Here is a 26,760-nt window from a genome sequence, read left to right on the forward strand (position 1 = left end):
AGCATCTTCTCTTCCAGCCCGGCTTTTACCACAGAGGGAACCAATGAACCTACATCTCCTCCCAGCAGGGCGGCTTCTTTTACCGCACTGGAGCTGATAAAGGTGTACTGACTGTCCGACATAAAAAACATGGTGTCAATATCCGGTATCAGCTTCTTGTTCATCATGGCCATATGCATCTCATATTCAAAGTCTATCACCGTTCGTAAACCTCGTATAATAGCACAGGCCTGCTTGTCTTCCAGGTAATTGGCCAAGAGTCCGCTGAAAGCATCTACCCGGACATTGTTCAGGTGCCGGGTGCTTTCTTCAATAAGCTTTACCCGTTCGTCCAGGGAGAAAAGGGCTTTTTTGGTGACATTATGTATTACCGCTACGATAATCTCATCAAATATCTTGCTCGATTTTTCAAGAATATCAATATGTCCATTGGTTACCGGGTCAAAGCTCCCCGGATAAACAGCCAGTTTCAGTTTAATCGCCCCTTCCATTAAAAACCTGACATAAGGACGGTCCTTTTGTTAGCTTTCCGGGTAGTAACATAAGAACAGTCCTCTTGTCAGATCTAACCGCAGTCCACGGGACAATTATATTAGTGCAAATTGATGAATAACTGTAAAGACAACGGCATCTCCGCTATGCCGATCTTTCGCAGTCATCAAAATCACCATTTCCCGCTAACAACCTTGCCTCCATCTGCAGTTGTCTATTTCTTTGTTATTTTGTATTTTATCATGATTGTCGGCTTAATAATCAAGATTTATAGAAATATTTTAATAAGGACTCTGCTGCAGATACCTCTTTTCATTGGTGGTTGTTTCCTCTGGGGATGAGGGTAGTACGCAAAAAAGCAAGACCCCTTCCGGGGTCTTGCTTTTTTGCCTTTTTGACTTAAGTCTTACGGCTTATCTTCTTTACTCCATGGCCTTCCAAAGTACTTCAGCCACATCAAATACCTTGGTGTTTTCTTCGGCTTCGGCCGCTTTTACACCGTCAGCAATCATGGTCAGACAGAACGGGCAGTTGGTGACAATCATTTCTGGATTCGGCACCAGCAATTGGTCGGTTCTGGTGTCATTAATGCGCTTGTACTGAATACCATCTTTTTCTACGGCTTCTTCTTCCAGCCACATGCGTCCTCCGCCAGCGCCACAGCAGAAGCCGAATTCCTTGGCCTTTTCAATTTCGATAACCTGTCCGCCTGCAGCCTTGAGGACATTTCGCGGTTGATCATAGACCCCATTGTGCCGTCCCAGGAAACAGGAATCATGATAGGTCATCTTGACTCCCAGCGGCTTGCTGGCTTTCAGTTTGCCTTCAGCTACCAGCTTGGCCAGGATTTCAGTGTAGTGATATACTTCGTAATTGCCACCCATCTGCGGGTATTCATTCTTCAATGCAGTATATCCATGCGGGCATACTACGATTATTTTCTTAACCCCGTATTTATTGAAGGACTCCAGGTTCTGACTTACCAGGGTCTGGTAAAGGTATTCATTGCCCAGACGCCGGGCGGAGTCGCCGCAGCAAAACTCTTCTGTTCCCAGGTAACCGAAGCTTACTCCCGCTTTATTCAATAATCTTACCAGGGCTTCTCCCACTCTCTTATAACGATCGTCAAAGGATACGGCGCATCCTGCATAGAGCAGGTACTCGAACTCTTTACCGTCTTCGGGCAAGAGATTAACCATTTCTCTGACGCCTCTTTCATCCAGCCAACCGGCACGACCGGCCCAGCCAACACCCCAGGGATTGTAGTTACGTTCCATGTTGGTAAAGGCCATCTGGGCTTCACCAGGCATGTCACCCTGCCACATAACCAGGTTGCGGCGCATTTCTACAATCTTCGGAATGTGCTCGATGAACATGGGGCAGTGCTCCATGCAAGCCCGGCAGTTGGTGCAATCCCAAATAGCTTCGCTGCCCACTACATCGTAGAGCAGGCTCTGTTCCATGGGATTAACCTCTTCAGCGGCAGCCTCTTCAGTCATAGCCATTTCTTCCACTTCCGCTCCACTGGCCTTGGCTGCTATAAGGTAAGGGGCTTTAGCATCAAGATGCGCTTTCATGTTTTGAATCAGAGTAATTTTGGGATTCAAATGTTTACCGGTATTATAGGCCGGGCAGTTTTCCTGACATCTGCCGCAGCGGATACAGGAATCCAGATCCAGCAGGTCTTTCCAGCCAAATTCTTCGATATTCTCCACACCAAAGGTTTCCGCTTCTTCAATATTATATACCATCCGGTTGGCGGAAGGCTCCAGATCGCGGAAAGCATAGTTCAGCATGCTGGCAAAGATATGCCAGAGCTTGGTAAAGGGTACCAGAGCAATAAATAGGAAAGCGATGGCCATGTGGAACCACCACAGTAACCGGTGCCACATCAACATCGCATCCACGCTCATGCTGCCGAAGAAACTGGCAAACATCCAACCAAAAGGTGATGCCATTTTCTCATAGGCAATCTGCTGCATAGTAGTGGACAGCTTGATCTGAGCAGCTATTCTAAGACCTTCAATAAAGTAGCCGGTCAGCAAAATGGCAAAGATTAGAAGAATAATCCAGCCATCAGATGATTTGGTATCGTTCAAACGTTCCGGCTTTTGGGTGTACCTGACGAAAGCCAATACTACAACGCCGATTAGAGCTAAAAAGCCGAGAACATCAACTACCCAGGAAAATCCAATATAAATATTGCCTTCCAGATGGGGCCATTTTATCATGTTATGCATGGCATCTATGCCCGCAGCCAGGAATAGAACCAGGAATCCCCAAAACAGGAAAGCATGCATCCAACCCGCCAGCGGTTTTCTTATTACCCGGGCCTGGGCAAAGGAGAAAACAAACCAAGACCAGATGCGCTGTGCAATTTTGTCATTCCGGTGAATCTCGCCTTTGGCCAGCAGCCAAACTTCTAGTTTCTTCCAAAAGCCGAAGAGAAATACACTAACGGGGATGAGCATTATAAGATAAATAAGCCATTCGTAGGGAATGTTGGCCCCAACGACACGCATCGGGACATCGTAACCACCTTCTAATGGGTGAAATCCAAAAATCATTATCCAATTCCCTCCTTAATAAGCAAGCAAAAAACAAGGTTATTACTGGATATACGTTAAACGTATATCCAGTAAATACCATCCCCCGGTTATAAAAAAAACTATTTCTTTAATTCACTTACCAGAGTCGGGATAACCTTGAATAAGTCGGCAACCACGCCAAAGTCAGATACATTGAATATCGGAGCTTCGGTATCGGTATTAATAGCCGCAATAAACTTGGAGGAAGACATTCCTGCCAGGTGCTGAATAGCTCCGGAAATTCCAGCTGCCACATAAAGATTGGGGTTAACTACTTTTCCGGTCTGTCCTACCTGCAGTTCGTGTCCCAGCCAACCAGAGTCAATGGATGCACGGGATCCGCCTACGGCAGCACCCAGAAGGTCAGCCAACTGCTCGACCAGCTTGATTCCATCGGGGCCTTTGCAACCACGGCCACCGGATACAACTACATCAGCCTCAGTAAGCTCCGGTCTGGCTGAAACAGTGGGAACAAAGCTCTTTACTGTCTGGTAAACATCAGCAGCAGTAGCGGCTACAGCGGGTTTTACCACTGCGCCGGCGCCAGAGACATCTCCAACTTCACATACGCCAGGGCGAATGGTGCCCAGAACGGGCTCGCCAGCAACTTCAACCTTGGCCAGGGCTTTACCAGCATAGATAGCTCTGGTGAATAGACCCTTGCCTGCGCTCAATTCTACTGCAATGGCATCGGTGGCCAGACCCAACTGGAGCTTCTGGGCCAGTCTGGAACCAAAATCTCTACCATTGAAGGTATGAGCAAACAACACTGCATTGGGCTTAAACTCATTGATCATGGCTACCATCTGCGCTACATAAGCACCGGTGTTGTAGTTGGCGAAAACATCATCCTCAACAACATAAACCTTGTCCGCACCATACTTGGCAAATTCGGGAGCCAGGGCTTCAACGCCCTTTCCAAAAACAACAGCAGCTACTTCATCGCCAAATTTCTTGGCTTCTGAGAGCATCTCATAAGTTACCTTACGGATATTACCGTCTCTTTGTTCTACAAATATCCATGTCCCTGCCATCAATTACCCTCCTTTTATTTTAAATAAGGTTTTTTCAAGCTATTTCAATTCAACCTTAACCGTATTCTTCATCCACTCTGCCAGCTTGGTGGCGCATACTTCAGGCTCGTCTTCAATCTTGATACCAGCAGCCTTGGCCGGGGGCATGCTGAACTCAACAATTTTTACCTTGTTGTCAGCAGCAGCAGCAGCTACGGTGGCAACCGGTTTCTTCTTGGCCGCCATAATACCCTTCATGGACGGATAACGGGGCTCATTCCAGCTAACCTGGCTGGAGATTACCGCCGGAAGGCTTACTTCAGTTACCTGAGTTCCACCATCAGCTTCACTGCTGCATGTGGCTTTGCCTCCAGCAACTTCGATGCTGGTAATAACATTAATGTGGGGGAAGCCCAAAATCTCGGCTACGCGGGTGGGAACCTGGGATGAACCATCATCGGCCGCAACATGGCCGGCGAGAACAATGTCCGGGTTCTCCGCTTTGATAGCATCGGCCAGGGCAACGGCTCTGGCAAACTCATCAGCAGCAGTATCCTGTTGTACCAATACTCCCCTGTCAGCACCCATAGCCAGGGCGGTACGAATAGCATCCATAGCTTTGTCGGAGCCAGCGGCAACAACCACTATTTCCTTGGCTACACCCTTTTCTTTCAACTGGATAGCACCTTCGACTGCTACTTCGTCATAGGGATTAATGATCAGGTTGATACCAGCATCGGCTATTTTGCCATCCTTCAATTCAATCTTGGCTTCTGTGTCAAATGTCTGCTTAACACACACTAGAACCTTCAAGTTCATTCCTCCTTTTCACTAATTGTTTTCAGGGTCTTTTCCAGAACCATAAATCTGGCTTTTACATACTGCAGTTGTAGTTTACCACCCCCATGAACGGATATTATATGTTCTTGCCTACGGCAATTTTACCGCCAAAGCCCCGGTGCTGAACACGGCCTTGACTTAAAATACAATCAACATTAACCTTTCGCCATTTATATCGTATTTCCTGCTTTTTGAATTGGATAGACAAAGTTTTTTCTTCTATAGAAAAAGATTAATATTTCTGGTAAAAAAAAGTAGCTATTGATTTGAAGTTTAGCTCTCGGGCCTGAAATATTTGCTCGGTACTACCGATAAATATTACTCCGCCAATTCTAAGAGCGGTCGCAAATCTTTCATATAGCCTGAATTTACTTGGTTCCGTGAAATAAATTACTACATTGCGGCAGAGAATCAGGTCATAGTCCCGAGGAAAAGGATCCTTCAAGAGGTCATGTTTCTGAAACCTTATTATCTTTTTGAGCTCATCTTTGGCCCGGTAATAACTGCCCTGACTTTCAAAATATTTTTTTAGTTGTTCCGGTGAAAGACCTTGTACCGCTTTGTTGGAGTAAAGCCCCGCACCCGCCTTCTCCAGCACTTCATCGTCCAGGTCGGTGGCCAATATGCTACCGGAGAGAGGATAACCATTTTCCTGGAACAAAATAGCCAGAGAATAGGGTTCTTCGCCGGTGGAACAGCCTGCACTCCACACTTTCAGGCTGTTGCGTTCCTTAAGCAACATGGGGATTATTTCCTTTTCCAGCACTTCCCAGTGATTGGCATTGCGAAAGAACTCGGAAACATTAATGGTAATATGATCCAGGAAGCGACGGTAAACTATCTTGTCATTATTTAATAAATCCACAAAGCTCTTGTAGTCGGACACACTTACCGAGCGCATGAAACTATTAATGCGCCTCTCCATCTGCGGCCGCTTGTAAGCCTTTAAATCTATCTTGCTAAGAACTTCAAACTTCTTGATAAACCAATCCCAGTCCAGGATATTTTCCACCGGGCTCCCCCTCCCCCCGTATGATACTTGCACTGCTTGATCCGCCGGTCGGAGACACCCAGAATCTTCGGCTTTCCCCTTTATTGCAATTGCTGCAAGGCCTTATCCACGGTCTTGAGCGTCTTCTCAACATCCTGCCCGTCATGAGCAGACGAAATAAAACAAACTTCAAACTGGGATGGGGGGAAATACACTCCTCCCTGCAATAACTGCTGGTGAAAGCGGGCATATTTGCCGCTGTCGGATTGCAAGACCGTAGGATAATCCCGGACTTTTTCCCCGGTAAAGAAAATGGAAAAAAGGGATTTCATCCGGTTCATGCTTAAGATCCCATCGTGTCCCTCCAGAACCTGTTCCAACTGCTCGCAAAGGCTGGCAGCGGTACTTTCCAGGACTTCGTAGAATTTTCCCTCCCGCAAAATCCTTAGACTGGCGGTTCCCGCAGCCATGGCCAGGGGGTTGCCGGAAAGGGTTCCTGCCTGGTAAACATCACCTTCCGGGGCAATCCTATCCATGATCTCCTTTTTGCCCCCATAAGCTCCCACCGGTAATCCCCCGCCAATTATCTTGCCCAGCGTAGTCAAGTCGGGCTCAATATTCACTATATTCTGGTAACCGCCAAAACAGAAGCGGAAACCGCTGATTACTTCGTCAAAAATCAATAAAGAGCCATATTCTTTCGTAATCTGGCGCAAGCCTTCCAGAAAACCGGGCTCGGGCAGTACCAAACCCATATTACCAGCTACTGGTTCCACTATTACGGCGGCTATGTCCGCCGGGGCTTGCTCAAAAAGCTTTTGCACTGAATCCAGGTCATTATAGCGTGCTACCAGGGTATGTCGGGCAAAGGCTTCAGGCACCCCAGGACTGGTAGGCACGCCTGCGGTCAATAATCCTGAGCCGGCCTGTATCAGAAAATGGTCGGCATGTCCATGATAACAGCCCTCAAATTTCACGATATGGTTCCTGCCGGTAAAAGCCCGGGCCAGGCGCACCGCGCTCATGGTGGCCTCGGTTCCGGAATTCACCATACGTACTTTTTCCACCGCGGGTATGGCCTCACAAATCATTTGGGCCAGCTCGATTTCCTGCTCACAGGGGGCACCGAAACTGCTGCCCTTCCCGGCAGCCTCACATATAGCCTGTACCACCTGGGGATGGCTGTGTCCTAAAATCAGTGGTCCCCAGGAGCAAACATAATCAATATACTCATTGCCATCCACATCATAAATCTTGGAGCCCTGCCCCTCTTTGATAAAAAGAGGATTGGACCCCACCGCCTTAAAGGCTCTGACCGGACTGTTTACGCCCCCGGGTATATATTCCCGGGCACGGGCAAAAAGTTCTATCGACCGCTCTGTTCTCATGCTACTCCCTTCTAAACAGGCATGGGGACGGTTCTTTTGCCTGCTGCCATAAACAGGCATGGGGACGGTTCTTTTGCCTGCTGCCATATGCTCAAAAATACTGCATGCTTTCTTTTTTTAATTCTCTGCTGCTTCTTATTATAATGTATTTTCTTATCCCTGTTTGCAAAGAAATTTCCTCGATGATTTCCGCCAGGTGTTCTTCATTCTTTACATGAATCATGGAGAAAACGCTGTAATCAAAGTCAGGCGGAACTTCCCGGATATAGCAATGGCTGATTTCTTTATAGCCGGCCATTATCTTCCCGGCCTGATCAGCTTCCTCTTCATTCTCGAGCTTCCATGCGACCATGGCATTTACAGCAAACCCGGCCTGGCGATGGCGCAGGACAGCTCCCATCCTTCTTAGCAATCCTTTTTCCCGGAGCTTTTTCAAGCGAAGAAGAATTTCTTCCTCACTTAGCTCTATTTTCTCCGCCAGACTCTGGTAGGGACGCGATTCCAGAGGGATGTCCCCCTGCAAGAAGCGCATTATTTCTCTGTCAGTACTATCATAGGGCATCTGGGTCACTCATTTCAAAGGAAACTTTTATCTTATATACCTGCTTGGCCGGCATACTTATTACTTCTATTCCGGCATCACTTTGCAGCGATTGCAGTATCTGCATGGCTTCATCTTTCGTGGGGGCAGTCAGGGTAAACCAGAGATTAAATTCGTGGTCGCGAATATAATTATGGGTGACTCCTTTTTGCCGGTTGATTATCCCCGCGACCGCATCAATCCGTTCCTCCGGTACCTTACAGGCACAAAGGGTGGAATAGAAACCCAGGCTTCTGGCATCCATTATTCCCCCGATTCGCCGAATCAAGCCGCTATTTTTCATTACCCGAATCCGGGCTATGACTTCTTCTTCATCTAGATTCATTTTCTCGGCTATATCCCGGTAGGGCTGGGAAGTCAAGGGAAAATCTGCCTGTAATACATTTAATATTTCCCGATCAGTCCTGCTTAATTCATTCATCTCTTTCATCTCTTTTTCTAGCCTCCGGGGGCTGGTAAAGACACCAATTATCTTCAGCCATGTAATCTCCGCCGCTGTAGTAATAGGCGCGGGCGCGGCAGCCGCCACACTTCTCTTTATAATCGCAGATACCGCATTTGCCCTTATAGTCCATGGTTTTGAGCTCCTGCAGGATGGGACTCTCCGACCAGATACGGTCAAAGGCTTTTTCTTTCACATTGCCCAGGGGTATATCCAGATAGGCGCAGGGCTGCACATCTCCTCGGGGACTGATTATGCAATAGCTGATTCCCGCCAGGCAACCCCGGGAAAAGCGTAAGGAAAGCCCCTTCTTTTCCCCTATGCGTATAAACTGGGGAGCGCAGGTAGGCTTCAGCTCTATGGAGATTTTCTTCTGTTTTTCCATCAAACGCATAATGGTTTTTTCGTATTCGACCACTCTCAGGGCTTCTTTCTCTATATCGGCCCCTCTTCCGGTGGGTACCAGGAAAAAGACATGGTAGGCCATGGCTCCTATTTCCACGGCAAAGTCGCAGATGGCTTCCAGTTCGTCAACATTCCAGTCCATTACGGTGGTATGAACTTGAAAAGGCAGACCGGCAGATTTCAGATTTTGCATCCCTTCACAGGTTAGCTGGAAAGCGTTGTCCAGCTTGCGAAAGGCATTGTTTTTGGCGGGATCGAGGCTATCCAGGCTGACCCCGGCGGCCATGAATCCAGCTGTTTTAAGTTTTTGGGCTACTTCCGGGCTTATAAGGGTGCCATTGGTTCCCATAACTACCCTTAAGCCATGCCGAGTGGCATATTGCCCCAACTCAAAGATGTCCGGGCGCATCAAGGGTTCTCCGCCGCTAAAAATCATTATGCGGAAACCGGCTTGTTTTATTTCCTCAATAAGTTTTTTGGCTTGTTCAGTGCTAAGCTCGTCATCGAGCCTGGCCCCTGCATCCCGGTAACAGTGGTCACAAAACATATTACATTGGTTGGTGGTGTTCCAGGATACCAACATATTAAACCCTCCTCCGGGAGAATAATCAATATTGTTCAGGATGTAATATATTTAAGCAATGGAATCAATATTTTCCTTACACCTCAAGCAAAACCCGGGCGGCGTCTTTGGCGAAATAAGTTATTATCAGGTCGGCTCCGGCGCGTTTTATGGAGGTGAGGGCTTCCATCATTACGCGCTCCTCATCCAGCCAGCCGCAAGCGGCTGCAGCCTTTATCATGGCATATTCCCCGCTGACATTATAGGCCGCCGTGGGGTAGGCAAATTCTTCTTTGACGGCTTTGATTACATCCAAATAAGGTAAAGCGGGTTTTACCATCACTATGTCGGCTCCTTCTTCGATGTCAAGAGCTACTTCGCGCAGGGCTTCCCGGATATTCGCTCCGTCCATCTGGTAACTTTTGCGGTCCCCGAACTGGGGTGCGGAATCAGCCGCATCCCGAAAGGGTCCGTAAAAACTGGAGGCATATTTGGCGGCATAGGACATAATGGGGATATGCTTATAGCCATTATCATCAAGTTCTTTTCTGATATATCCGATTCTTCCATCCATCATATCAGAGGGTGCTATGATATCACAACCAGCACGAGCGTGAGACAGGGCTTCCTTAGCCAGTAAATCCAGGGTGGCGTCATTATCCACTACGCCCTTTTGGTCTATGAGCCCGCAATGGCCGTGGTCGGTATACTCGCAGAGGCATACATCGGTGATAACCAACATTTCCGGACAAAGTTTCTTTATCAGCCGGGTTGCTTCCTGTACCACTCCGTTATCCTGGTAGGCGGAGCTGCCTACACTATCTTTATGTTCGGGCAGGCCAAAGAGGAGCACGGCTGGAATATTCAAGGAATCAATCTCCAGTATCTCCTCAGACAATCGATCTGCGGAAAACTGAAAAACTCCGGGCATGGAACTAACCGCTATTTTTTTATCCTGGCCGTAAATCACAAAAAGTGGATAAATCAAATCACTGCTGCGCAAAGTGGTTTCGCGCACCATACGGCGCATGGTTTCGCTGCTGCGCAGTCTTCTCATCCGCTTGGTCGGAAATCCCATTTCTACCGCCCCTCCTTATCTATTTTAGCTTTCCTAACCTCAAGACTTAAAGGTCTTCCAGTATGGCTTCCAGCAATCCACTAATTGTGTACTCCTGAGCCAGGATATCAACACTAAAACCATTTTCTCTGGCAGTGTCGGCGGTGACCGGGCCGATGCAAGCCACCTTGACCTTTCCTTTTAGTCCGGGGATGTTTTCCGCCCCTATTATTTTAACAAAATTGCTCACGGTGGAGGAACTTGTAAATGTCAGGTAATCCATATTTCCCGCCACGATATTCTTAAGTGTGGCTTTACTAACCTGGCTGGCGGCAATGGCCTGGTACAAGTATACCTCGTTAACATAGGCTCCCCACTGGCGCAGGGTATCGGGCAGAATACTCCTGGCTCCCCGGGCACGGGGGAGGAGAATCCACTGCCCGGGCTTAATCCTCGCGCTTAGTTCCTTAAGAATTCCTTCGGCGCGGTAATCTTCCGGTACAATATCCACGCGCAATCCCCGGTCCAACAGTTTGTCGCGGGTGGCGGGGCCGATGGCGCCGAGTTTTATGCCTTTTAGATCCCGGATATCCAGTCCGGCCTGTCGGCTTTCGGCAAAAAATATATCCACCGCATTGATGCTAGTAAATATTATCCAATCATACTGGCCTATATTCTGAAAGGCATTGTGCAATGCCGCCAGGTTCTTCTCTTTTTCTATTTTAATGGAAGGAAATTCTATAGCCTGCCCGCCCAAGTCTCTGATTCTTTCCACCAACTGACTGGCCTGAGCGCGGGCTCGGGTTATGACTACTCTTTTTCCCCAGAGGGGCTGGTTCTCCAGCCAGTTCAACTCTTCCCGCAGTTTTACTACATCCCCTACCACGATGACGGCAGGAGGTTGAAAGCCGCTTTCTTTCACCCTTTCCACGATATTTTCCAGGGTGCCGCTTAGCACTTGCTGCTGGGGAAGGGTTCCCCATCTTATCAAAGCTACGGGAGTGTTGGTGTCCCGGCCATTGGTTATTAAATTATGACAAATAAAGCCCAGGTTTTCAATACCCATAAGAAATACCAGGGTGCCGATACCGTTTGCCAGTTCCCGCCAGTGGATGGAGCTTTCCTTCTTGCCGGGCTTCTCATGCCCGGTAATTATGGCCAGGCTGGAAGTGGCGTCCCGGTGGGTTACGGGTATTCCGGCATAGGCTGGTACAGCGATAGCAGAGGTAATCCCGGGAATCACTTCGAATCTATAGCCTCGCTCCTTCAGATACAGGGCTTCTTCCCCGCCCCGGCCAAAAAGGAAAGGGTCGCCTCCTTTTAAACGGGCTACTATTTTACCTGCGGCGGCCTTTTCAGCCAGCAAGGCATTTATTTCGTCCTGGGACAAGGCGTGCCGGGATGAGGCTTTGCCTACATAAATAAATTCTGCAGCCGGATCGGCCATGGATAGGATTTCGTCTCCCACTAGCCGGTCATAGACTACTACTTCGGCTTTCTCCAGCACTCGTTGGCCTTTCAGGGTGAACAAGCCCGGGTCTCCGGGTCCAGCCCCGATAAGGTAAACCAGTCCTTTTTTCTCCATATATAATCATCTCCCATCGGGAACTTGCTTATCATGCGGTTGTATAAATATACCGATCCAGCGTCCTTAATAGCGACCGCAGGGAGCATCGGTTGTGCCCGACAGGGCGCTACGCATGGGCAACACCTGCGCAAATCTGCGTCAAGAAGAACCCCATCATCCCCTCGTTTCGCAGAGGATGGCGGCTCCGCCCTGCTGCAGGAGGCTGCGAGCGAGCTCGCGTCCGGTTTTTTCAGCCTCCGGCGGTGAACAAGCGCAGGTGCCGCTATATTTTTCTTTTCCATCCAGGGAGGCGATAAGTCCCTGGATATGGAGCTGTCCTCCCCGCAAATCGGCCATGGAGGCCACCGGTACCTGGCAACCTCCTCCCAGCTCGTGCAAAAAGGCTCTTTCTGCCTGGCCGGCGAGGTAGGAATCCTGGTGGTTTATTCTGCTCAAGGCTTCCAGTATCACCGGGTCATCTGCCCGGGCTTCTACTGCTATCATTCCCTGCCCGACAGCTGGTAGGACCAGGTCTGCCGGGAGGTAATCACTTATCATCCCTTCCAGTCCCAGTCTTTTTACGCCGGCACAGGCCAGAATGATTCCATCTAAATCCTGCTCCTTCATCTTTCTGATGCGGGTTTCCACATTACCCCGCATATCCACCAGCTGCAAATCGCTTCGCCAGACTTTGAGCTGGGCAATGCGGCGCAGGCTGGAGGTTCCTATTACAGCGCCTTCAGGCAACTCCGCCAGGCTGTAGTTCTTGTGTGAGAGTAAAACATCCCGGGGGTCTTCCCTTTCCAGCACCGCTGCTATACATAAACCGGGCGGCAAGTCTGAGGGCAAATCTTTCATGCTGTGGACGGCGATGTCTATTTTTCCGGCCAGCAGTTCTTTTTCGATTTCTTTAGTAAAAAGCCCCTTATCTCCTATTTTAGAAAGCGCTACATCGAGGATCTTATCGCCGATAGTTTTGATGGTCTTTATTTCCACCTTGAGATCAGGTGCCAAGCTTTCCAGGCGGAAGGCCACATGCTGAGCCTGCCACAGAGCCAGTCGGCTACCCCTGGTTCCCAATCTCAAATTTTTCATATTTTTCATACTCCTTGTTGTCTATTTGTAGGGCAAAGAGCTTTTTCGCTACTTCGGCATAAAGATGCCCCTGCTGACTGGCGGCCAGCTCTCTGAGATTAACCACGGGGAAATGCAGAAGTTGATTAACTATGGAATTGGCCATGGAGGCTATTACCTTCTCTTCCTGTTCCGATAGTTCTCCCAAGCGGTTACAGGCTCTTTTTATCTCATTTTCTTTAATAATTTCCCCCTGTTTCTTCAGGGCTTTAATTACTGGAACCACATAAAGACTGCCCAGCCATTCATTGAATTTTTCCAACTCATCAAGGATTATTTGCTCCGCTTCTAAAACCACGCTCTGCCTTTCCTCATAGCCGGCATCCACTACATTTTCCAACTGGTCAATATCATAGAGAAATACTCCGGGAATATCTTTTAGAGCGGGGTCGATGTCCCGCGGAACCGCAATATCTATCATTATTATCTTTCGGCCCTGGCGAGACTCCAGGATCTGGCGGCAATTATCCTCTCTCAATACATAGTGGCTGGCCGCCGTGCAGCTTATTACTATATCCGCCTGGCTCAATTCGGTCGGCAGTTGGTCGAAATACACCGCCCGGCCGTTAAAACTCTCCGCCATCTTCACGGCTTTATCATAGGAACGGTTGGAAATTATAACCGAATTCAATCCGTTGGACATTAAATAGCGGATGGTGGTTTCGCTCATTTCCCCAGCACCGGTTACCAGAACGCTTTTATTATCTAAATCACCCAGTATCTGACGGACCAGTTCCACCGCGGCATGGCTTACGGAAAAGGGATGCCGGTCAATGTCGGTATCGGTGCGCACCTTTTTACCCACATATATAGCCCTCTGAAACAGGGCATTAAGCACTCCATCGGAAACTCCGGCTTCCATAGCGTTTTGATGGGCCTCTTTAACCTGACCCAGTATCTGGGGTTCGCCCATAATCATGGAGTCCAAACCGGAAGCTACCCGAAAAAGATGCATGATGGCATCATAACAATTGGGCTGGTACAGGAAGTTTCTAAGCTGTTCCTTATCCATACAAGCAAAGTTGCTCAGAAAGGCTTCCAAAGCTTGAAAGCCTTTTTCAATATCCTTCGCGGTAGCATATACTTCCGTACGGTTGCAGGTACTCAGGATAACTGAGGCTTCCAAATCTGCATGGCTCTTTAATTCCTGATAAGCCCGTTTCAGCTCCGCTCCGCAGATGGAAAACCTCTCCCGTACCTCTACCGGAGCTGTCCGGTGATTTAATCCAGCCAGGAGGACATACATGCTTCAATTCTCTCCCTTGCCTTATCTTTTTCGCCGGCCTTGAGTAAATCCAGTACTTCAGAATAGACCAGGCTCTTAAATATCTTCTTACGCAGAGTAATATCAGGAACCTTTTCTTTTATCTCTTCCCTGATTTCTCCCATAATTTCGACAAATTCCCCATACGCGGGGCTAATGGTATTTTCTAGTTCTTCCCGCAATCTTCGGGCAAAGAAGGGGCTCTTCCCTTCGGTAGAAATAGCCAATACCAGTGAACCGCGCCGGACAATGGATGGTACATAAAAGTCGCAATTAGGGGGGTCATCAACCGCATTAACCAGTACTCCCGCTTTACGACAGGCCTCTACAATGGCCTGATTCACATTGCTATTATCCGTAGCTACAAAAGCCATAAAAACTCCGGGCAGGTCACTTTCGCTAAAGTCCCGGGCTTGCCACTGGATAATACCCTCCTCGGCCCACTGCTGTATTCCTTCACGGGCTTGCGGGCTTACTACTCGTATATCCATACCGTAATCCAGTAAATTTTCAATTTTCCTTTCCGCCACCTGCCCTCCGCCGACAATCAAGCAGGTTTTAGCCTCCAAATCCAGGTAGATGGGAAATAGTATGACCTTCAACCCCTGTTATCTTATTAAAAAGAGGTCTGAAATCAGACCCCTTTATTATCCTTTTTCTCTTCCAGTTCTTCAAAATCCTCTTCCTTGGCTTTTCTGAAGTTCTGCAGGGCACTTCCCAGTGATTTGCCCACTTGAGGCAATTTCCCCGGCCCCACAACTATCAGGACTATTACCAATATCAAAAGCAGTTCCCAGGGTCCAAAATTTCCAATTAACCCAAACAAAATGGCTCCCTCCTTTGCCTCTTGCTATCTTTTTCCGCTATCTTTTCTGGAGAAATTGTATATCTTTACGGGTGGAAGAATGCCTGTCCCTTCTCCATGCTTAGTGTTATTATGACAAAAAGCATTTCCTTTGTAAAGCAGAACAAAATCCCATAACGACGCCATATCCAGCTTTCAACCACTATAGCCTGCTCCTCGCCTTCTTCCTCCTCTTCGGGCTTTTTGGACTTTTCCTCAATTTATGACTTTTGGGGCTCTTCCGTCTCCTCCGCTTCGGTCTCTTCCTCCGCTTCGGGCTTTTTCCTGGGTTTGGCCATTTTGGCCACGATTATACTCACTTCATATAAGATGTATACGGGTCCGGCCATCAGCATCTGGGATATGGGATCCGGTCCCGGGGTAAGGGCAGCGGCAATTACTACTATGATCAAAAGAGCGTATTTTCTATTTTTACTCAAGTTTTCGGCCTTGATGATCCCAAACTTGGCTAGAAAAAAGACAACGACCGGTAGCTCAAAAACCAGGCCGAAGGGAATGGTAAATGCGGTTACAAATGAAACATAGCGCTCAACTGTAAACATGTTTTCCAGGCTAGGTCCTTGCATATAAATAAAGAACTTTAGAACCAGGGGAAGTATGCCAAAGTATGAAAAAAGAATACCGGTGGAAAAGAGAATAACGCTCACTGGAAGCAGTACATAAACATATTTTCTCTCTTCTGGATAGAGGGCGGGTTTGAAAAAACGCCAGATAGCCCATACTACCACCGGGAAGGCCAGGGCAAAGCCTGCATAAAAGGCCAGTTTAAGCTTTATAAAAAAAGCTTCGGTTACACCGATTACTACCAGGCCTTCGCCCAGACCGGTCAAGGGGGAAATGATTACGGCCAGTATCTCTTCGTTATAGGCAAAACAAAATACTGCCGTCGCTATAATGGCTATGATGCTGATTATCAAGGACTTGCGCAGCTCTTCCAGATGCTCTATTATGGATTGCTTTTCCTCGGGGCTTAAATCCTTTAATAACGCCACAATTTCCCCTCTATTTCCTAAAATTCACGGGCGAGAATAAAATCAGCGATATTATAGAGATTCTTTTTCACCGGCAACTCGGGCAGGAAAGCCAGCTGTTTTTGGGCTTTGCGCGCAAAATGCCGGGTTATATAATAAGAATAGTCTATGCCATCGGTATCAACTATAATATCAATGATCTTTTCGGTTTCACTCCGACAGGCCTCAGGCGAAGCCAGCAACTGAGCCAGTTCTTCCCGCTGGAAACTATGTCTAAGAGCATAAAGGACGGGCAGGGTAATTACCCCCTGCTTGATATCGCTTCCCGTTGGTTTGCCCAGAATCTGTTCATCGGCGATGATATCCAGGATATCATCAGTAACCTGAAAGGCCATTCCCAGATAATAACCATAATTCCTCAAAGCCCTGACTTCCGGCTCCGGGGCATGGGCTATCATGGCTCCAAGCTGGCAACTTACGGAAATTAACAGAGCGGTCTTCCTTTCAATTCTTCGCAGGTAATTCTTAAGTCCCAGATTGACATTATAACAGCTCAACATCTGAATTATTTCGCCTTCACATATCTTCATACTGGCTTCGGCCAGTACATCCACTACATCGCTGCGCTCATAAGCAGCGATTAAGGATAAAGCCCGGGCAAAGACAAAATCCCCGGCATATATGGAAACCCGGTTGCCCCAACCGCTTTTCACGGTTTCTGTCCCTCTTCGGGTTTGGGAATTGTCGATAACATCGTCATGCACCAGACTGGCCATGTGTATGAGTTCCAGAGCTACCGCCAGGGGAATAACTTCCGCTAATTCATCCAGGTAAATATGAGCAGCCAGCAGGGCGAAAGCGGGGCGTAGTCTCTTGCCACCAGCTTTAATTAAGTGTATTGAAGATTCATTGAGCAAATCAATGCGGCTATCCAGCTTTCTGCTTAGCTCCGCCTCAACCAGTTCCATCTCTGTCTTTATAGGGTTAAAAAAATTGAAACTTGCCATATCATTTCCTCTTTTTTAGCACAATCGTTTTTATTATATAATTTAAGCTTCAAATTTCCAACTTTATTTAATAAAAAAGTGACTCCACTGCAAAAACCCTTTTTGTTGCATAAGGGTTGCATGAATATACAAAACGAGCGTTGGTGAAGGTGAAAGCGGGCGGTCGCTAGTTGTTGCGCCTGATTCGGAACTTTTTGCAGAGACATCATAAAATATATTATGGGGACAGAATATCATGGGGACGGACCTTCTGATATATCTCATCTTTCGGCTTTCCCACCATAGCGCTGAAACAAATCATGGGGGATATGCATGGCATCCAATACCTTCCCTACCATGAATGATACCATGTCTTCAATCGTCTGCGGTTGATGATAAAAGGCCGGCATCGCTGGGATAATGCTAACCCCCATTTCCGACAAGGTCAACATGTTTCTCAGATGTATGGAATTAAGGGGGGTTTCCCGTGGCACCAACAGTAGCGGCCTTCTTTCCTTCAACATGACATCGGCAGCCCTTTCCAAAAGACTCCGGGAACTGCCCTGAGCAATGGCGGAAATACTGGCCATAGTACAGGGTATCACCACCATACTGTCGCAGATAAAGGATCCACTGGCCGGAGGGGCGGCAATGTCCGTATTGTCGTAATAGTAAATCATTCCTGGTGGAAGATATTGCTGCATGGCGGCAGCCAGGGAACCCTGGCAATCCCAAGCGAGTTCCTGCTCAATGACGATACGGGCGGCATCGCTGGCAATTAAATGAATTTCAGCATCTTTTTTCAGCAGCTCTTCGAGCAGGCGTATAGCATAAATCATACCACTGGCTCCGGTCAAAGCTACAATATATTTCGGCACAAAATCCTCTCCCAAAATCATAATTGATTCTACTGCAAAAATTTATTAATATTCATTGGCTTGTATAAATATACCGCTCCAGCGTCCTTAAAGCGACCGCAGGGTATGTAGGGAACGACCCCCGTGTCGTTCCGAATCAGGCGCAACAACCTTAATAGCGGAGGTTTTTTCCAGCCAGAAGAACCGTCCCTGTGGCAGGTCCGCCTTCCGTCTTCCGCCCTCCGTTCCGTCTTCCGTCTTTAGATTAGCCTCATCTAAAGAAAAATATCCAGCAAGGCCATAATAAATACAATCAAGCCTACATAATGATTTATCTTGAAGGAAGCAAAATTGACCCGGCTCAAGTCGTCCGCTTTTACAATCCAATGTTCATAAATTAAAATAATCCCAACGAAGACTACCCCAGCATAATAGAAGCAAGCAAGATTGAGAATTACTCCGTTTAATAATAGAAGAAGAAACGTAAAAATGTGAAATATCGCGGAAAAGAGCAAAGCTCCCTTGATGCCGAAGCGGGCCGGAATGGAGAACAGGCCATGAGCCTGGTCAAATTCAATATCCTGGCAGGCATACATGCTGTCAAATCCTGCAATCCAGCAGGCTACGGCCATCCCCAGAACTATGGGCTGCCAGTCCAGGCTGCCGCTTATGGCTATCCAAGCGCCGACAGGTCCCAAGCCTATAGCCATTCCTAACAGTAAATGGCACCACCAGGTAAAGCGCTTGGTATAGGAGTACAACCACAAGGCCAGAACTGCCAGTGGTGATAGTTTCAAACAAAGGGGATTCAAACGAGAGGCCGAATAAAAGAGCAGGGCAAAGCAAAAAAATACCAAAAACCAGACCAGGGAAAGCGGCAAACGCCCTGCGGCCAGGGTCCATTCGGAAGTACGCGGGTTGGCCCGGTCAATATGACGGTCTATAAGACGATTTAGACAAAGGGCAGCAGTGCGGGCACTTACCATGGCTATGGTAATCCAAGCCAGCTGTGGCCAGGTGGGCATGCCCTGCGCCGCCAGAAATGCTCCCAGGTAGGCAAAAGGTAAGGCAAAGAGGCTGTGGCCAAAGTCCACCATATTAAGAAACTCGCGGATCTTATTCAAAGCCGTATTCACTCCATCTTCTGCTTACCATTTCTTTTATCTCGGGGCTCATTATGATATCCCGTGGCCATTCGCGACTATGCCCTTCGCTTAGCCACTTCTTGGTGGCATCAATACCCATTTTGGAACCTATCAGCGGGAGCGGAGCCGAGTGATCCAGCACATCCAAAGGCCCTTCGACTATCATGGTATCTCTTCTGGGATCAACATTATTGAAAACTTTCCACATTACCTCGGAAACATTCTGCACATTTACATCTTCATCTACCACGATTATGAACTTGGCAAACATCATTTGACCCATCCCCCACAAGGAGCTCATTATTTTCCGTGCGTGCCCGGGAAAGGACTTTTTGATGGCAATGAGCACACAGTTGTGGAAGACCCCCTCCATGGGGAGGTGCATATCCACGACTTCGGGCAGCTGCAGCTTCAAAAGGGGCAGGAAGATACGCTCGGTGGCCAGAGCCATGTAGCAGTCTTCCTGTGGTGGCTTGCCTACAATGGTTGCCGGGTAAATGGCGTTCTTTTTGTGGGTGATGCATTTGACATGAAAAACCGGGTAGTCATCAGCCAGGGAATAATAGCCGGTGTGGTCACCGAAAGGTCCTTCTATCCGGCGCTCATAAGGGTCAACATAACCTTCAATTACTATTTCAGCATCAGCCGGCACTTCCAATTCCACGGTCTTGCATTTCACCAGCTCTACCGGTTTCTTGCGGATAAATCCGGCAAAAATAAGTTCATCTATATCCTTGGGCAGGGGAGCGGTCCCCGCATAGGTAATGGCGGGGTCGCCACCCAGGGCTACCGCTACTTCGGTGACCAGCCCTCTTTGACAATTCTTCCGGTAGTTTTCGGCTCCGTCATGATGGGTGTGCCAGTGCATTCCCGTGCTCTGCCCGTCATAAACCTGCAAGCGGTACATGCCTACATTGCGTTTTCCGCTTTCCGGGTCTTTGGTGTAAACCTGGGGTAAGGTGATAAAGCGACCGGCATCCTCGGGCCAACACTTGAGTACGGGAATTTTATCCAGGGAGGGGTTTAAGTCTACCACTTCCTGGCATGCTCCATTTTTTACCATGCGAGGCAAAAAGGAGGATAAATGCGCCAGTTTAGGCAAAACCTTGACCTTGTCCAGCAGTGACTGGGGAACCGTGTCGGCAATTTCCAAGAGGCTCATAATTTCCGTGGCCAGATCATCCAATCTATCTACCTGCAGACTCATGGCCATTCTCTTTTCACTGCCAAAGGCATTGATAAGAACGGGCATTTTCGAACCCTTAACTTTTTCAAACAATAGAGCAGGTCCGTACATTTTGCTTACCCTATCAGTAATTTCTGTAATCTCCAGCTCCGGGTCAACTTCAACCGTAATCCGTTTAAGTTCCCCTTCCCTTTCCAGTACCTGAATAAATTCCTGCAGATCTTTATAGGCCATTTCACACCTCCACAAAAATTTGACTCACTCGCAGGTTGACACGGGGAAGGTCACCCTGCGAGTGAGTCAAAAGAACCATCCCCCTTGACTCATCTATACCACTGCAACATTATCTATGTTACATAGAAGTAAGTGTATTTCATTAATGGCGGATTCCATACTACTATTTGCTCTTCGCTGGTGCTGCTGATTAATTATTTTAAAGTTCCTTTCAGCTTCATGTATATAAACCAGTACTTCCTCGCGTGCTATATCACAACTCATCAATTCTATCGACATCCCCAGGTTCAAACCCAATTGCCGGCAATTCTGCAAGAGCATTCCGCTCATTCCTGACAACTGTGCCGCCGTCTCGAAAGCCGTAGCATAGAGGGAACCCCGAGTTTTCAGCAAAACATCTTTATGATCGGCCTGTAGTTTCCACTCCATTACCCGACCTTCATTGATTTCCGCCATCATACCGGCAAAATGACCTACCAGTTTGTCCGCCCCGGCCTCAACTAGAAGCTTGAGCATGCGCCCAAACATATAATCACCAATCAGAATGGAAAACTGCAGCTCCCGGTCATATTTTTGACCTTCTTCATCATCTGTTACCCGGCCATGAATGCTGTTGGCGAGATAAAGGGTTTTAAATATATTAGTCATGGAAATAGAAATACTTCTATCCAAGCCCAAATACTGATATACTATATAAACCAGGGGAGGAAGTTGATTCCAGGTAAGGTCATCATCCAATAGCTTAATATAAGAATAAATATCATCCCACCAGGGTAAAAGATTCTGTTTAAAAACCTTGTCTACATCTATTAGTTCAGTTCTTAGTTCCCTGGCAAAACTATATTTCGTTCCCATTCTGTCCTCCTCAATAGAGGCATGCCTGCCTTTACTTAGTACATTATACAGGATTGAAGGACTTCTTGCCCTGAAATTTTTTGTTTTTTAACCATCGGAAGAAACTGCGAAGCAGTTTCGACACACAGCTGCAACGAGGCGGGGAATCAGAACCCGCTTTTGTAATAGAAAGCCGACCGCTTTAAAGAAGCGGGGGATATATTTCACCTCGTTATATTTTTTGACGAAAGGGTATTTTGATGCCCCTGGTAAAAGATACATTTGCGATTCATATTTATTTTTCTCCTGCTAGCTCATATGGCTAAACTATCAAAATATGATTAAAGTATTGACTCCACTGCAAAAAACCCTTTTTGTTGCATAAGGGTTACATGAATATACAAAACGAGCGTTGGCGAAGGTGAAAGCGGGCGCTCGAAGACCGCCCTTACAATGCCTTGCATTCGCTATTAAGGTTGTTGCGCCTGATTCGGAACGACACGGGGGTCGTTCCCTACATACCCTGCGGTCGCTATTATGGGTGCACCCTGCGGGTACGTCTAGTGCTCCACCCTTCGGTTGTCGCTACTGAGGTAGCTGAGCAGTATATTTATGCATACTAATGCATATTTATTACTTTTTGCAATGACATCAAGTATTTCACATAGGAATGAAAATTTTATTTTTTATTAGCAGGTATTTTGCCTTTTTCGCAGAAAGACATTTATAGAACCTTTATGTAGTTTTTTAATCTTTCTAACTACACTAATTAACCGCTTTTTTACTTAGTTTTTTATGAAGAGGAGGTGAGCTGGACTTCTAGTAAAGGGTAATTCGGTTCTGATTTAGATAAAAAAATTGACAGAAATCAGCGATATAAATAGAAAATGCTCCGGTTCTTGTCATGGTCAGACCGAAAATAAAATGCGTTGTTTAAAGAAAGAAAAAATTTAAGGGGGAATACAAACAATGGCAGAAATTAATGAAGTAGTAGTAGTTGGTATGGCTAGAACTGCAATCGGAAGATATTTGGGTGGCCTGGCAAGCGTAAGGGCTAATGACCTGGCAATAACCGCCGCTAATGCAGCAATTGAAAGAGCTGGCGTCGATCCTGGGATTATCGATGAAATCGTAGGCGCCACTTGCCTGCATGCCGGCAATGGCTCCCTTCCGCCCCGTATTATTGGTATGAAAGTGGGACTGCCGGTTAGAAGCGGCTCCTGTATGGTAAGCCAGAACTGTGCTTCTGGTATGCGCGCCACGGAAATTGCCTGCCAGAACATTATGCTGGGCAAAACCGATATATCCCTGGTAACCGCAGTGGAAAGCATGTCCAATATCCCTTACCTGCTGCAACAGGCCCGCTCTGGTTACAGAATGGGCGATGGCAAAGTCCAGGATGCCATGCTGTCTGATGGTCTGGTATGTCAGCTGGCTGGAGGACACATGGGAATGACTGCGGAAAATATTGCCGAAAAATACGGCATCACTCGGGAAGAATGCGATGCCCTGGCTCTGACCAGCCACCAGAATGCTGTAAAAGCTGTTGACGAAGGTATATTCGATCGGGAAATCGTACCAGTAGTAATAAAGAGCAGGAAAGGCGAGAAGGTTATTTCCAAGGACGAGCATCCCATTAGAGGAGCCAGCCTGGAAACCATGGCCAAGCTGCCTGCGGCTTTCAAAAAAGGCGGAGTGGTAACTGCGGCCAATGCTTCCGGTATCAATGACTGCGCAGCTGCTGCAGTATTTATGTCCAAAAAGAAATGCGAAGAGCTGGGACTGAAACCCCTGATGAAACTGGCTGGCATCTGCAGCGAAGGTGTCGATGCCAAGGTTATGGGACTGGGTCCGGCTGTAGCCATGCCCAAGGTTCTGAAACAAGCGGGCTGGAAATATGAAGATGTAGATTACTGGGAAGTAAACGAAGCCTTTGCTGCTCAGGTTCTGGGCGTAGTGCGTATGCTCAAAGAAGAAGCCGGCATTGATCTGGACTTCAGCAAGACCAACCACAATGGTTCCGGAATCGGACTAGGCCATCCCGTTGGAGCTACTGGTCTGCGCATAATTGTCAGCATGTACTATGAGCTGGAGAGACTGGGCCTCACCAAGGGCGGTGCTTCCCTTTGTGTTGGCGGCGGCTCCGCTATGGCTTCTCTCTGGACCAGAGATATATAAGTATAGTTTCCTTATTTATTCCGTAATTATTGCAACTACGGGGCAGCGGCATCGCCGCTGCCCTTTTATTTTCGCTTGGAACACAAGGGGACAGTCCCCTTGTGTTCCCGGCTTGTCTCGCGGAGCGGAAGAGCGGGAGTCAGAAAATAAAACCAGGCCCTGCTTTATTTTTTCAGCAAGGCCTGCTAATTATAAACCCAAGTCTTTTTTAATTTACTTCGGTCTACTAAAATAGTATCCCTCCTACATATTTGCCACCAGGCGTTCCTCCGGCTGCTCCATCAACCCCCGTTTTACTTCCGATGCCTTCATGTCACCGGCACCAAACATTTCCGCTACATAGTTGCAGGCATCCCAGGGGTTAACTCTATCTCCACAGGTAAATACATCTAGTGCTGCATATCCTAGTTCGGGCCAGGTGTGAATCGCCAGGTGAGATTCCGAAATTACAACTACTCCACTCACTCCCTGTGGGCTAAACTTGTGAAATACGACTTCTCTTATTTCAGCGCCAGCCTCCAAAGCAGCGTTGACCATGATATCCTCTACTTTCTTGATATCATTTAACGCTTCAAAACGACATCCGTATATTTCGGCCAATACGTGACGCCCCAAAGACTGCAATAATGTCTCCTCCCTTCAGTTTTTATTTATAAATCCCAAACCTCCCTCCTATATCAAACGTACATGTAGAATTTTAGCATATTTCTGCTCCATGTCAATAAATCAAGAGCAGTTTTTTTTAGCTGCTTGAAACCCGGTAAATCCTGGCTTAGACAAGAATGTGTTCTTCCGTCTTCCACCTTCCCCCTTCCGTCTTCCGTCTTCCGTCTTCCGTCTTCCGTTATTATATGTTTGCTTTTGCTGGGGAGGAATAAATAGCTTTATATAGAATTTCATAAGCTAGCGATTAGGAGGATGAGATATGAAATTTCGCGTTGTTCTACTGCTTATATTTCTGTTAGCATTTTTTTGCCCTGATGCTAATGATCTTGCTCTGGCTGCTGAAAAGCCGGAAAAGAAGGCCATAATTCTGGTAATGGACTACATTGATGCTGCCGATCTTTGCCAGGCCGATATCCCCAACCTGGAACGGCTGGTGGCCCGCAGCGGTACCGCTCTAATCAATATTAGAACGAAAAGCAGGTTACCCTCCAGTTCATACCTTTCCCTGGCTGGCGGAGCCCGGGTAGGCAGCATCCCCGGTGCCGAATTTTCCTTTAATAGTCATGAAGAGGTAGTTGAACTGCCCAATATTTATATGTATAAGGATTCTCCTCCCCGGGCAGGCAAGCTTTATCAGCTCTTTACGGGAACCCCCCCTCCTCCGGAAGGCCTGGTTAATCTATATATAGAACCCCTTACAAAATATGCCGGTAAGCATAATCCTTCTTTCTCCCCGGGGCAGTTGGGGGCTTTAGCCGAAGACTGGGGCCTTAAAACCGCCGCTCTGGGCAATTCAGATACTATAAATTCGGTGGATCGTAATATCGTGCTCCTGGCCATGAATGAAGCCGGGCAGGTAAATGAAGGGGATGTCAGTACCAGCCTGCTAGAGAGAGATAAACTGAGCCTGGCCGGAGTCCGCAGCCAGCACCAGATTTTACTTGATAAATTTGATAGCTCTTTGAAAAAAGCCGACATAATATTTGTGGATTTGGGCGATAGCAGTCGGGTGGAAAAAAGTCGCGAAAACTGTGCTGATGAGGTACTGGCGCAACACCGCAAAAATGCTCTGGAACGGAATGATGAACTATTGGGGCGGCTACTGCCCAGGATAGACATGCAAAATACCGTGCTGGTCATTCTGGTTCCCAATCCCCACAAAGACATGGTACTGGCGGGGAATTTTGGTCTAACGCCATTTATTATGCACCAGCCCGGAAATGGAGCAGGGCTCTTGAGTTCGGCTACTACCCGCCGCAGTGGTCTGGTAAATAGTTCCGACTTTTTGCCGAGCATCCTGGCTTTTTTTAACCCCGATAGCCCCTACCAGAGCAGCAGCATAAAAACTATTCCCACAAAGGATAACAGCCTGGAGAAATTGGAGCGGGATCTGGGCTTTTTCGTACGCTTGAGGGCCAGCAGGTCTCCCCTTCACTACAGCTTTATTGCCCTGGCTTTGCTCAGCATTATGATTGTGGCTTGCCTGGCCTGCAACAGAAGGACTAAATGGAAGCCTTTTGGTGTCTTTCTGCTTTACACCAGCCTTAGTATACCTGTAATCTTTATGTTTTTAAGCTTTTCAGCATATTCTTCGATAGGCTGGAGTATTATTATTGCACTGCTGGCCTCGATGGTCCTGGCCCTTTTCATTAAGTTCGTTTCCCGGGTTCCGGCTGATGCCCTTCTCATACTTACAGCGGTAGTCGCTTTATTGACCTTGGTGGACGGCCTCCGGGGTTCTCCGCTGATGCTCTTGTCTCCTCTGGGTTCTGATGCTATAGCGGGAGGGAGGTTCTACGGCATAGGCAACGATTACATGGGAATATTGATCGCATCTTCAGTAGTTGCGCTCAGCCTGTTGCTGGCCAAATTGAGACTGAGCCCCAGCGGCAAAATGCTGATCGCGCTCCCCTCTTTGTTGTTGGTATCTTTCACCATAGGCCATCCCAGTTACGGAGCCAATGTGGGCGGGCTTATCACCGCTCTGGTCACCACTGGAGTATTTACGATGTATATGCTGGAACATCGGCTGCAGCTCAAACAGCTGCTGGCTATAGGTGCGTTAGCTGTCCTGGGGGTATTAATAATGGCTTTCCTGGATGGCTGGCTTAATCCCAGTCCATCCCATGCCGGAAAAACTATTATACTTTTAATTAGCAATGACCCCAGCGTCTTTCTTTCCATAATCCGTACCAAGCTGAGCATACTGGGCAGCACCGTCTACCACTCGGGATGGAGCATAGTATTGCTGCTGGATATAATAGTCCTGGGCTTTATCTGGCAAAAGGAGGCTATAAAGGGCTTGAAGCAAGAACGGCCGGAAGTGGCACAGATTATCAATACTCTCCTTATTGCTGCTGCCACTGTTTTCATAGTGAATGATACCGGAGTAATCGCTGCGGCTTTTATCCTCTTCTATCTCTTATCCTATCTGGGAATACTGCTGGCTGAACACGACACATAAGAAGCACAAAAGAACTGTCCCTATGTGCTA

At 47.7% G+C, this 26,760-nt stretch carries 24 protein-coding genes; 2 read left to right on the forward strand and 22 right to left on the reverse strand.

The features are described from left to right. The 21 genes from coaD to PHP87_RS02210 form a co-directional block, all read right to left on the reverse strand. Nucleotides 1–473, reverse strand: a 473-nt coding sequence (gene coaD / locus PHP87_RS02110; RefSeq protein ID WP_299917989.1) for a pantetheine-phosphate adenylyltransferase, incomplete at its 3' end; no start/stop codon positions are given. Between the two features lie 441 nt (nucleotides 474–914). Further along, on the reverse strand, nucleotides 915–3,059 hold the full coding sequence (locus PHP87_RS02115; RefSeq protein ID WP_299917900.1) for a heterodisulfide reductase-related iron-sulfur binding cluster: 2,145 nt from the start codon (nucleotides 3,057–3,059) through the stop codon (nucleotides 915–917). Between the two features lie 101 nt (nucleotides 3,060–3,160). Next, nucleotides 3,161–4,114 carry an electron transfer flavoprotein subunit alpha/FixB family protein gene (locus tag PHP87_RS02120; RefSeq protein WP_299917902.1) on the reverse strand — a complete coding sequence of 318 codons (954 nt, stop codon included), beginning with the start codon at nucleotides 4,112–4,114 and terminating at the stop codon, nucleotides 3,161–3,163. A 39-nt stretch (nucleotides 4,115–4,153) separates the two neighbouring features. Next, entirely contained in the window at nucleotides 4,154–4,906 is a 753-nt protein-coding gene (locus tag PHP87_RS02125) for an electron transfer flavoprotein subunit beta/FixA family protein (RefSeq protein ID WP_299917903.1), read from the reverse strand. A 259-nt stretch (nucleotides 4,907–5,165) separates the two neighbouring features. Next, nucleotides 5,166–5,945, reverse strand: coding sequence for a protein-glutamate O-methyltransferase CheR (locus tag PHP87_RS02130; protein WP_299917905.1), 780 nt, complete (start codon nucleotides 5,943–5,945; stop codon nucleotides 5,166–5,168). Between the two features lie 80 nt (nucleotides 5,946–6,025). Beyond that, the gene (hemL, locus tag PHP87_RS02135; RefSeq protein ID WP_299917907.1) at nucleotides 6,026–7,312 is read right to left on the reverse strand and encodes a glutamate-1-semialdehyde 2,1-aminomutase; all 1,287 of its coding nucleotides are present in this window, start codon (nucleotides 7,310–7,312) and stop codon (nucleotides 6,026–6,028) included. A gap of 91 nt (nucleotides 7,313–7,403) precedes the next feature. After that, entirely contained in the window at nucleotides 7,404–7,874 is a 471-nt protein-coding gene (locus PHP87_RS02140; RefSeq protein ID WP_299917908.1) for an AsnC family transcriptional regulator, read from the reverse strand. Beyond that, on the reverse strand, nucleotides 7,864–8,343 hold the full coding sequence (locus PHP87_RS02145; RefSeq protein ID WP_299917910.1) for an AsnC family transcriptional regulator: 480 nt from the start codon (nucleotides 8,341–8,343) through the stop codon (nucleotides 7,864–7,866). The genes PHP87_RS02140 and PHP87_RS02145 overlap by 11 nt, the downstream gene beginning before the upstream one ends. Continuing rightward, a complete protein-coding gene (nirJ2, locus tag PHP87_RS02150) occupies nucleotides 8,327–9,343 on the reverse strand; it encodes a putative heme d1 biosynthesis radical SAM protein NirJ2 (RefSeq protein ID WP_299917912.1) in 1,017 nt (338 codons plus the stop codon). Before nirJ2 ends, PHP87_RS02145 begins: the two co-directional genes overlap by 17 nt. A 76-nt stretch (nucleotides 9,344–9,419) precedes the next feature. Then, nucleotides 9,420–10,400 (reverse strand): porphobilinogen synthase, encoded by a 981-nt coding sequence (hemB, locus tag PHP87_RS02155; protein WP_299917914.1) that lies wholly within the window; start codon nucleotides 10,398–10,400, stop codon nucleotides 9,420–9,422. 46 nt (nucleotides 10,401–10,446) lie between these two features. Further along, on the reverse strand, nucleotides 10,447–11,964 hold the full coding sequence (gene cobA, locus PHP87_RS02160; RefSeq protein WP_299917916.1) for a uroporphyrinogen-III C-methyltransferase: 1,518 nt from the start codon (nucleotides 11,962–11,964) through the stop codon (nucleotides 10,447–10,449). Nucleotides 11,965–12,120: 156 nt separating this feature from the next. Further along, on the reverse strand, nucleotides 12,121–13,041 hold the full coding sequence (gene hemC, locus PHP87_RS02165) for a hydroxymethylbilane synthase (RefSeq protein ID WP_299917918.1): 921 nt from the start codon (nucleotides 13,039–13,041) through the stop codon (nucleotides 12,121–12,123). After that, nucleotides 13,010–14,326 carry a glutamyl-tRNA reductase gene (gene hemA, locus PHP87_RS02170; RefSeq protein ID WP_299917921.1) on the reverse strand — a complete coding sequence of 439 codons (1,317 nt, stop codon included), beginning with the start codon at nucleotides 14,324–14,326 and terminating at the stop codon, nucleotides 13,010–13,012. The genes hemC and hemA overlap by 32 nt, the downstream gene beginning before the upstream one ends. After that, a complete protein-coding gene (locus PHP87_RS02175) occupies nucleotides 14,302–14,946 on the reverse strand; it encodes a bifunctional precorrin-2 dehydrogenase/sirohydrochlorin ferrochelatase (protein WP_299917923.1) in 645 nt (214 codons plus the stop codon). Before PHP87_RS02175 ends, hemA begins: the two co-directional genes overlap by 25 nt. 32 nt (nucleotides 14,947–14,978) lie before the next feature. Continuing rightward, nucleotides 14,979–15,170, reverse strand: coding sequence for a twin-arginine translocase TatA/TatE family subunit (gene tatA, locus PHP87_RS02180; RefSeq protein WP_299917925.1), 192 nt, complete (start codon nucleotides 15,168–15,170; stop codon nucleotides 14,979–14,981). Nucleotides 15,171–15,409: 239 nt separating this feature from the next. After that, nucleotides 15,410–16,201, reverse strand: a complete 792-nt coding sequence (tatC, locus tag PHP87_RS02185; RefSeq protein WP_299917927.1) for a twin-arginine translocase subunit TatC — start codon at nucleotides 16,199–16,201, stop codon at nucleotides 15,410–15,412. Between the two features lie 17 nt (nucleotides 16,202–16,218). Further along, nucleotides 16,219–17,187 (reverse strand): polyprenyl synthetase family protein, encoded by a 969-nt coding sequence (locus PHP87_RS02190; RefSeq protein ID WP_299917929.1) that lies wholly within the window; start codon nucleotides 17,185–17,187, stop codon nucleotides 16,219–16,221. A 260-nt stretch (nucleotides 17,188–17,447) separates the two neighbouring features. Further along, nucleotides 17,448–18,044, reverse strand: coding sequence for a UbiX family flavin prenyltransferase (locus PHP87_RS02195; RefSeq protein WP_299917931.1), 597 nt, complete (start codon nucleotides 18,042–18,044; stop codon nucleotides 17,448–17,450). A gap of 254 nt (nucleotides 18,045–18,298) precedes the next feature. Continuing rightward, complete coding sequence (locus PHP87_RS02200) at nucleotides 18,299–19,147, reverse strand: UbiA-like polyprenyltransferase (RefSeq protein WP_299917932.1); 849 nt, start codon at nucleotides 19,145–19,147, stop codon at nucleotides 18,299–18,301. Then, complete coding sequence (locus PHP87_RS02205; RefSeq protein WP_299917934.1) at nucleotides 19,140–20,588, reverse strand: menaquinone biosynthesis decarboxylase; 1,449 nt, start codon at nucleotides 20,586–20,588, stop codon at nucleotides 19,140–19,142. Before PHP87_RS02205 ends, PHP87_RS02200 begins: the two co-directional genes overlap by 8 nt. Nucleotides 20,589–20,681: 93 nt before the next feature. Then, entirely contained in the window at nucleotides 20,682–21,443 is a 762-nt protein-coding gene (locus PHP87_RS02210; RefSeq protein ID WP_299917935.1) for a polyprenyl synthetase family protein, read from the reverse strand. A gap of 948 nt (nucleotides 21,444–22,391) precedes the next feature. Here PHP87_RS02210 and PHP87_RS02215 point away from each other — a divergent pair. After that, nucleotides 22,392–23,600: a thiolase family protein gene (locus PHP87_RS02215; protein WP_299917937.1), complete on the forward strand. Its 1,209-nt coding sequence runs from the start codon at nucleotides 22,392–22,394 to the stop codon at nucleotides 23,598–23,600. A 243-nt stretch (nucleotides 23,601–23,843) separates the two neighbouring features. On the opposite strand, the gene speD is transcribed toward PHP87_RS02215, so the two are convergent. Next, nucleotides 23,844–24,224 (reverse strand): adenosylmethionine decarboxylase, encoded by a 381-nt coding sequence (gene speD / locus PHP87_RS02220; RefSeq protein WP_299917939.1) that lies wholly within the window; start codon nucleotides 24,222–24,224, stop codon nucleotides 23,844–23,846. 301 nt (nucleotides 24,225–24,525) lie between these two features. Between speD and PHP87_RS02225 the strand changes: the two genes are divergently transcribed. After that, nucleotides 24,526–26,730, forward strand: a complete 2,205-nt coding sequence (locus PHP87_RS02225) for a hypothetical protein (protein ID WP_299917941.1) — start codon at nucleotides 24,526–24,528, stop codon at nucleotides 26,728–26,730. The last annotated feature ends 30 nt before the right edge of the window (nucleotides 26,731–26,760 follow it).

It is taken from the genome of Syntrophomonas sp. (assembly GCF_028707975.1).
Classification (GTDB): Bacteria; Bacillota; Syntrophomonadia; order Syntrophomonadales; family Syntrophomonadaceae; genus Syntrophomonas.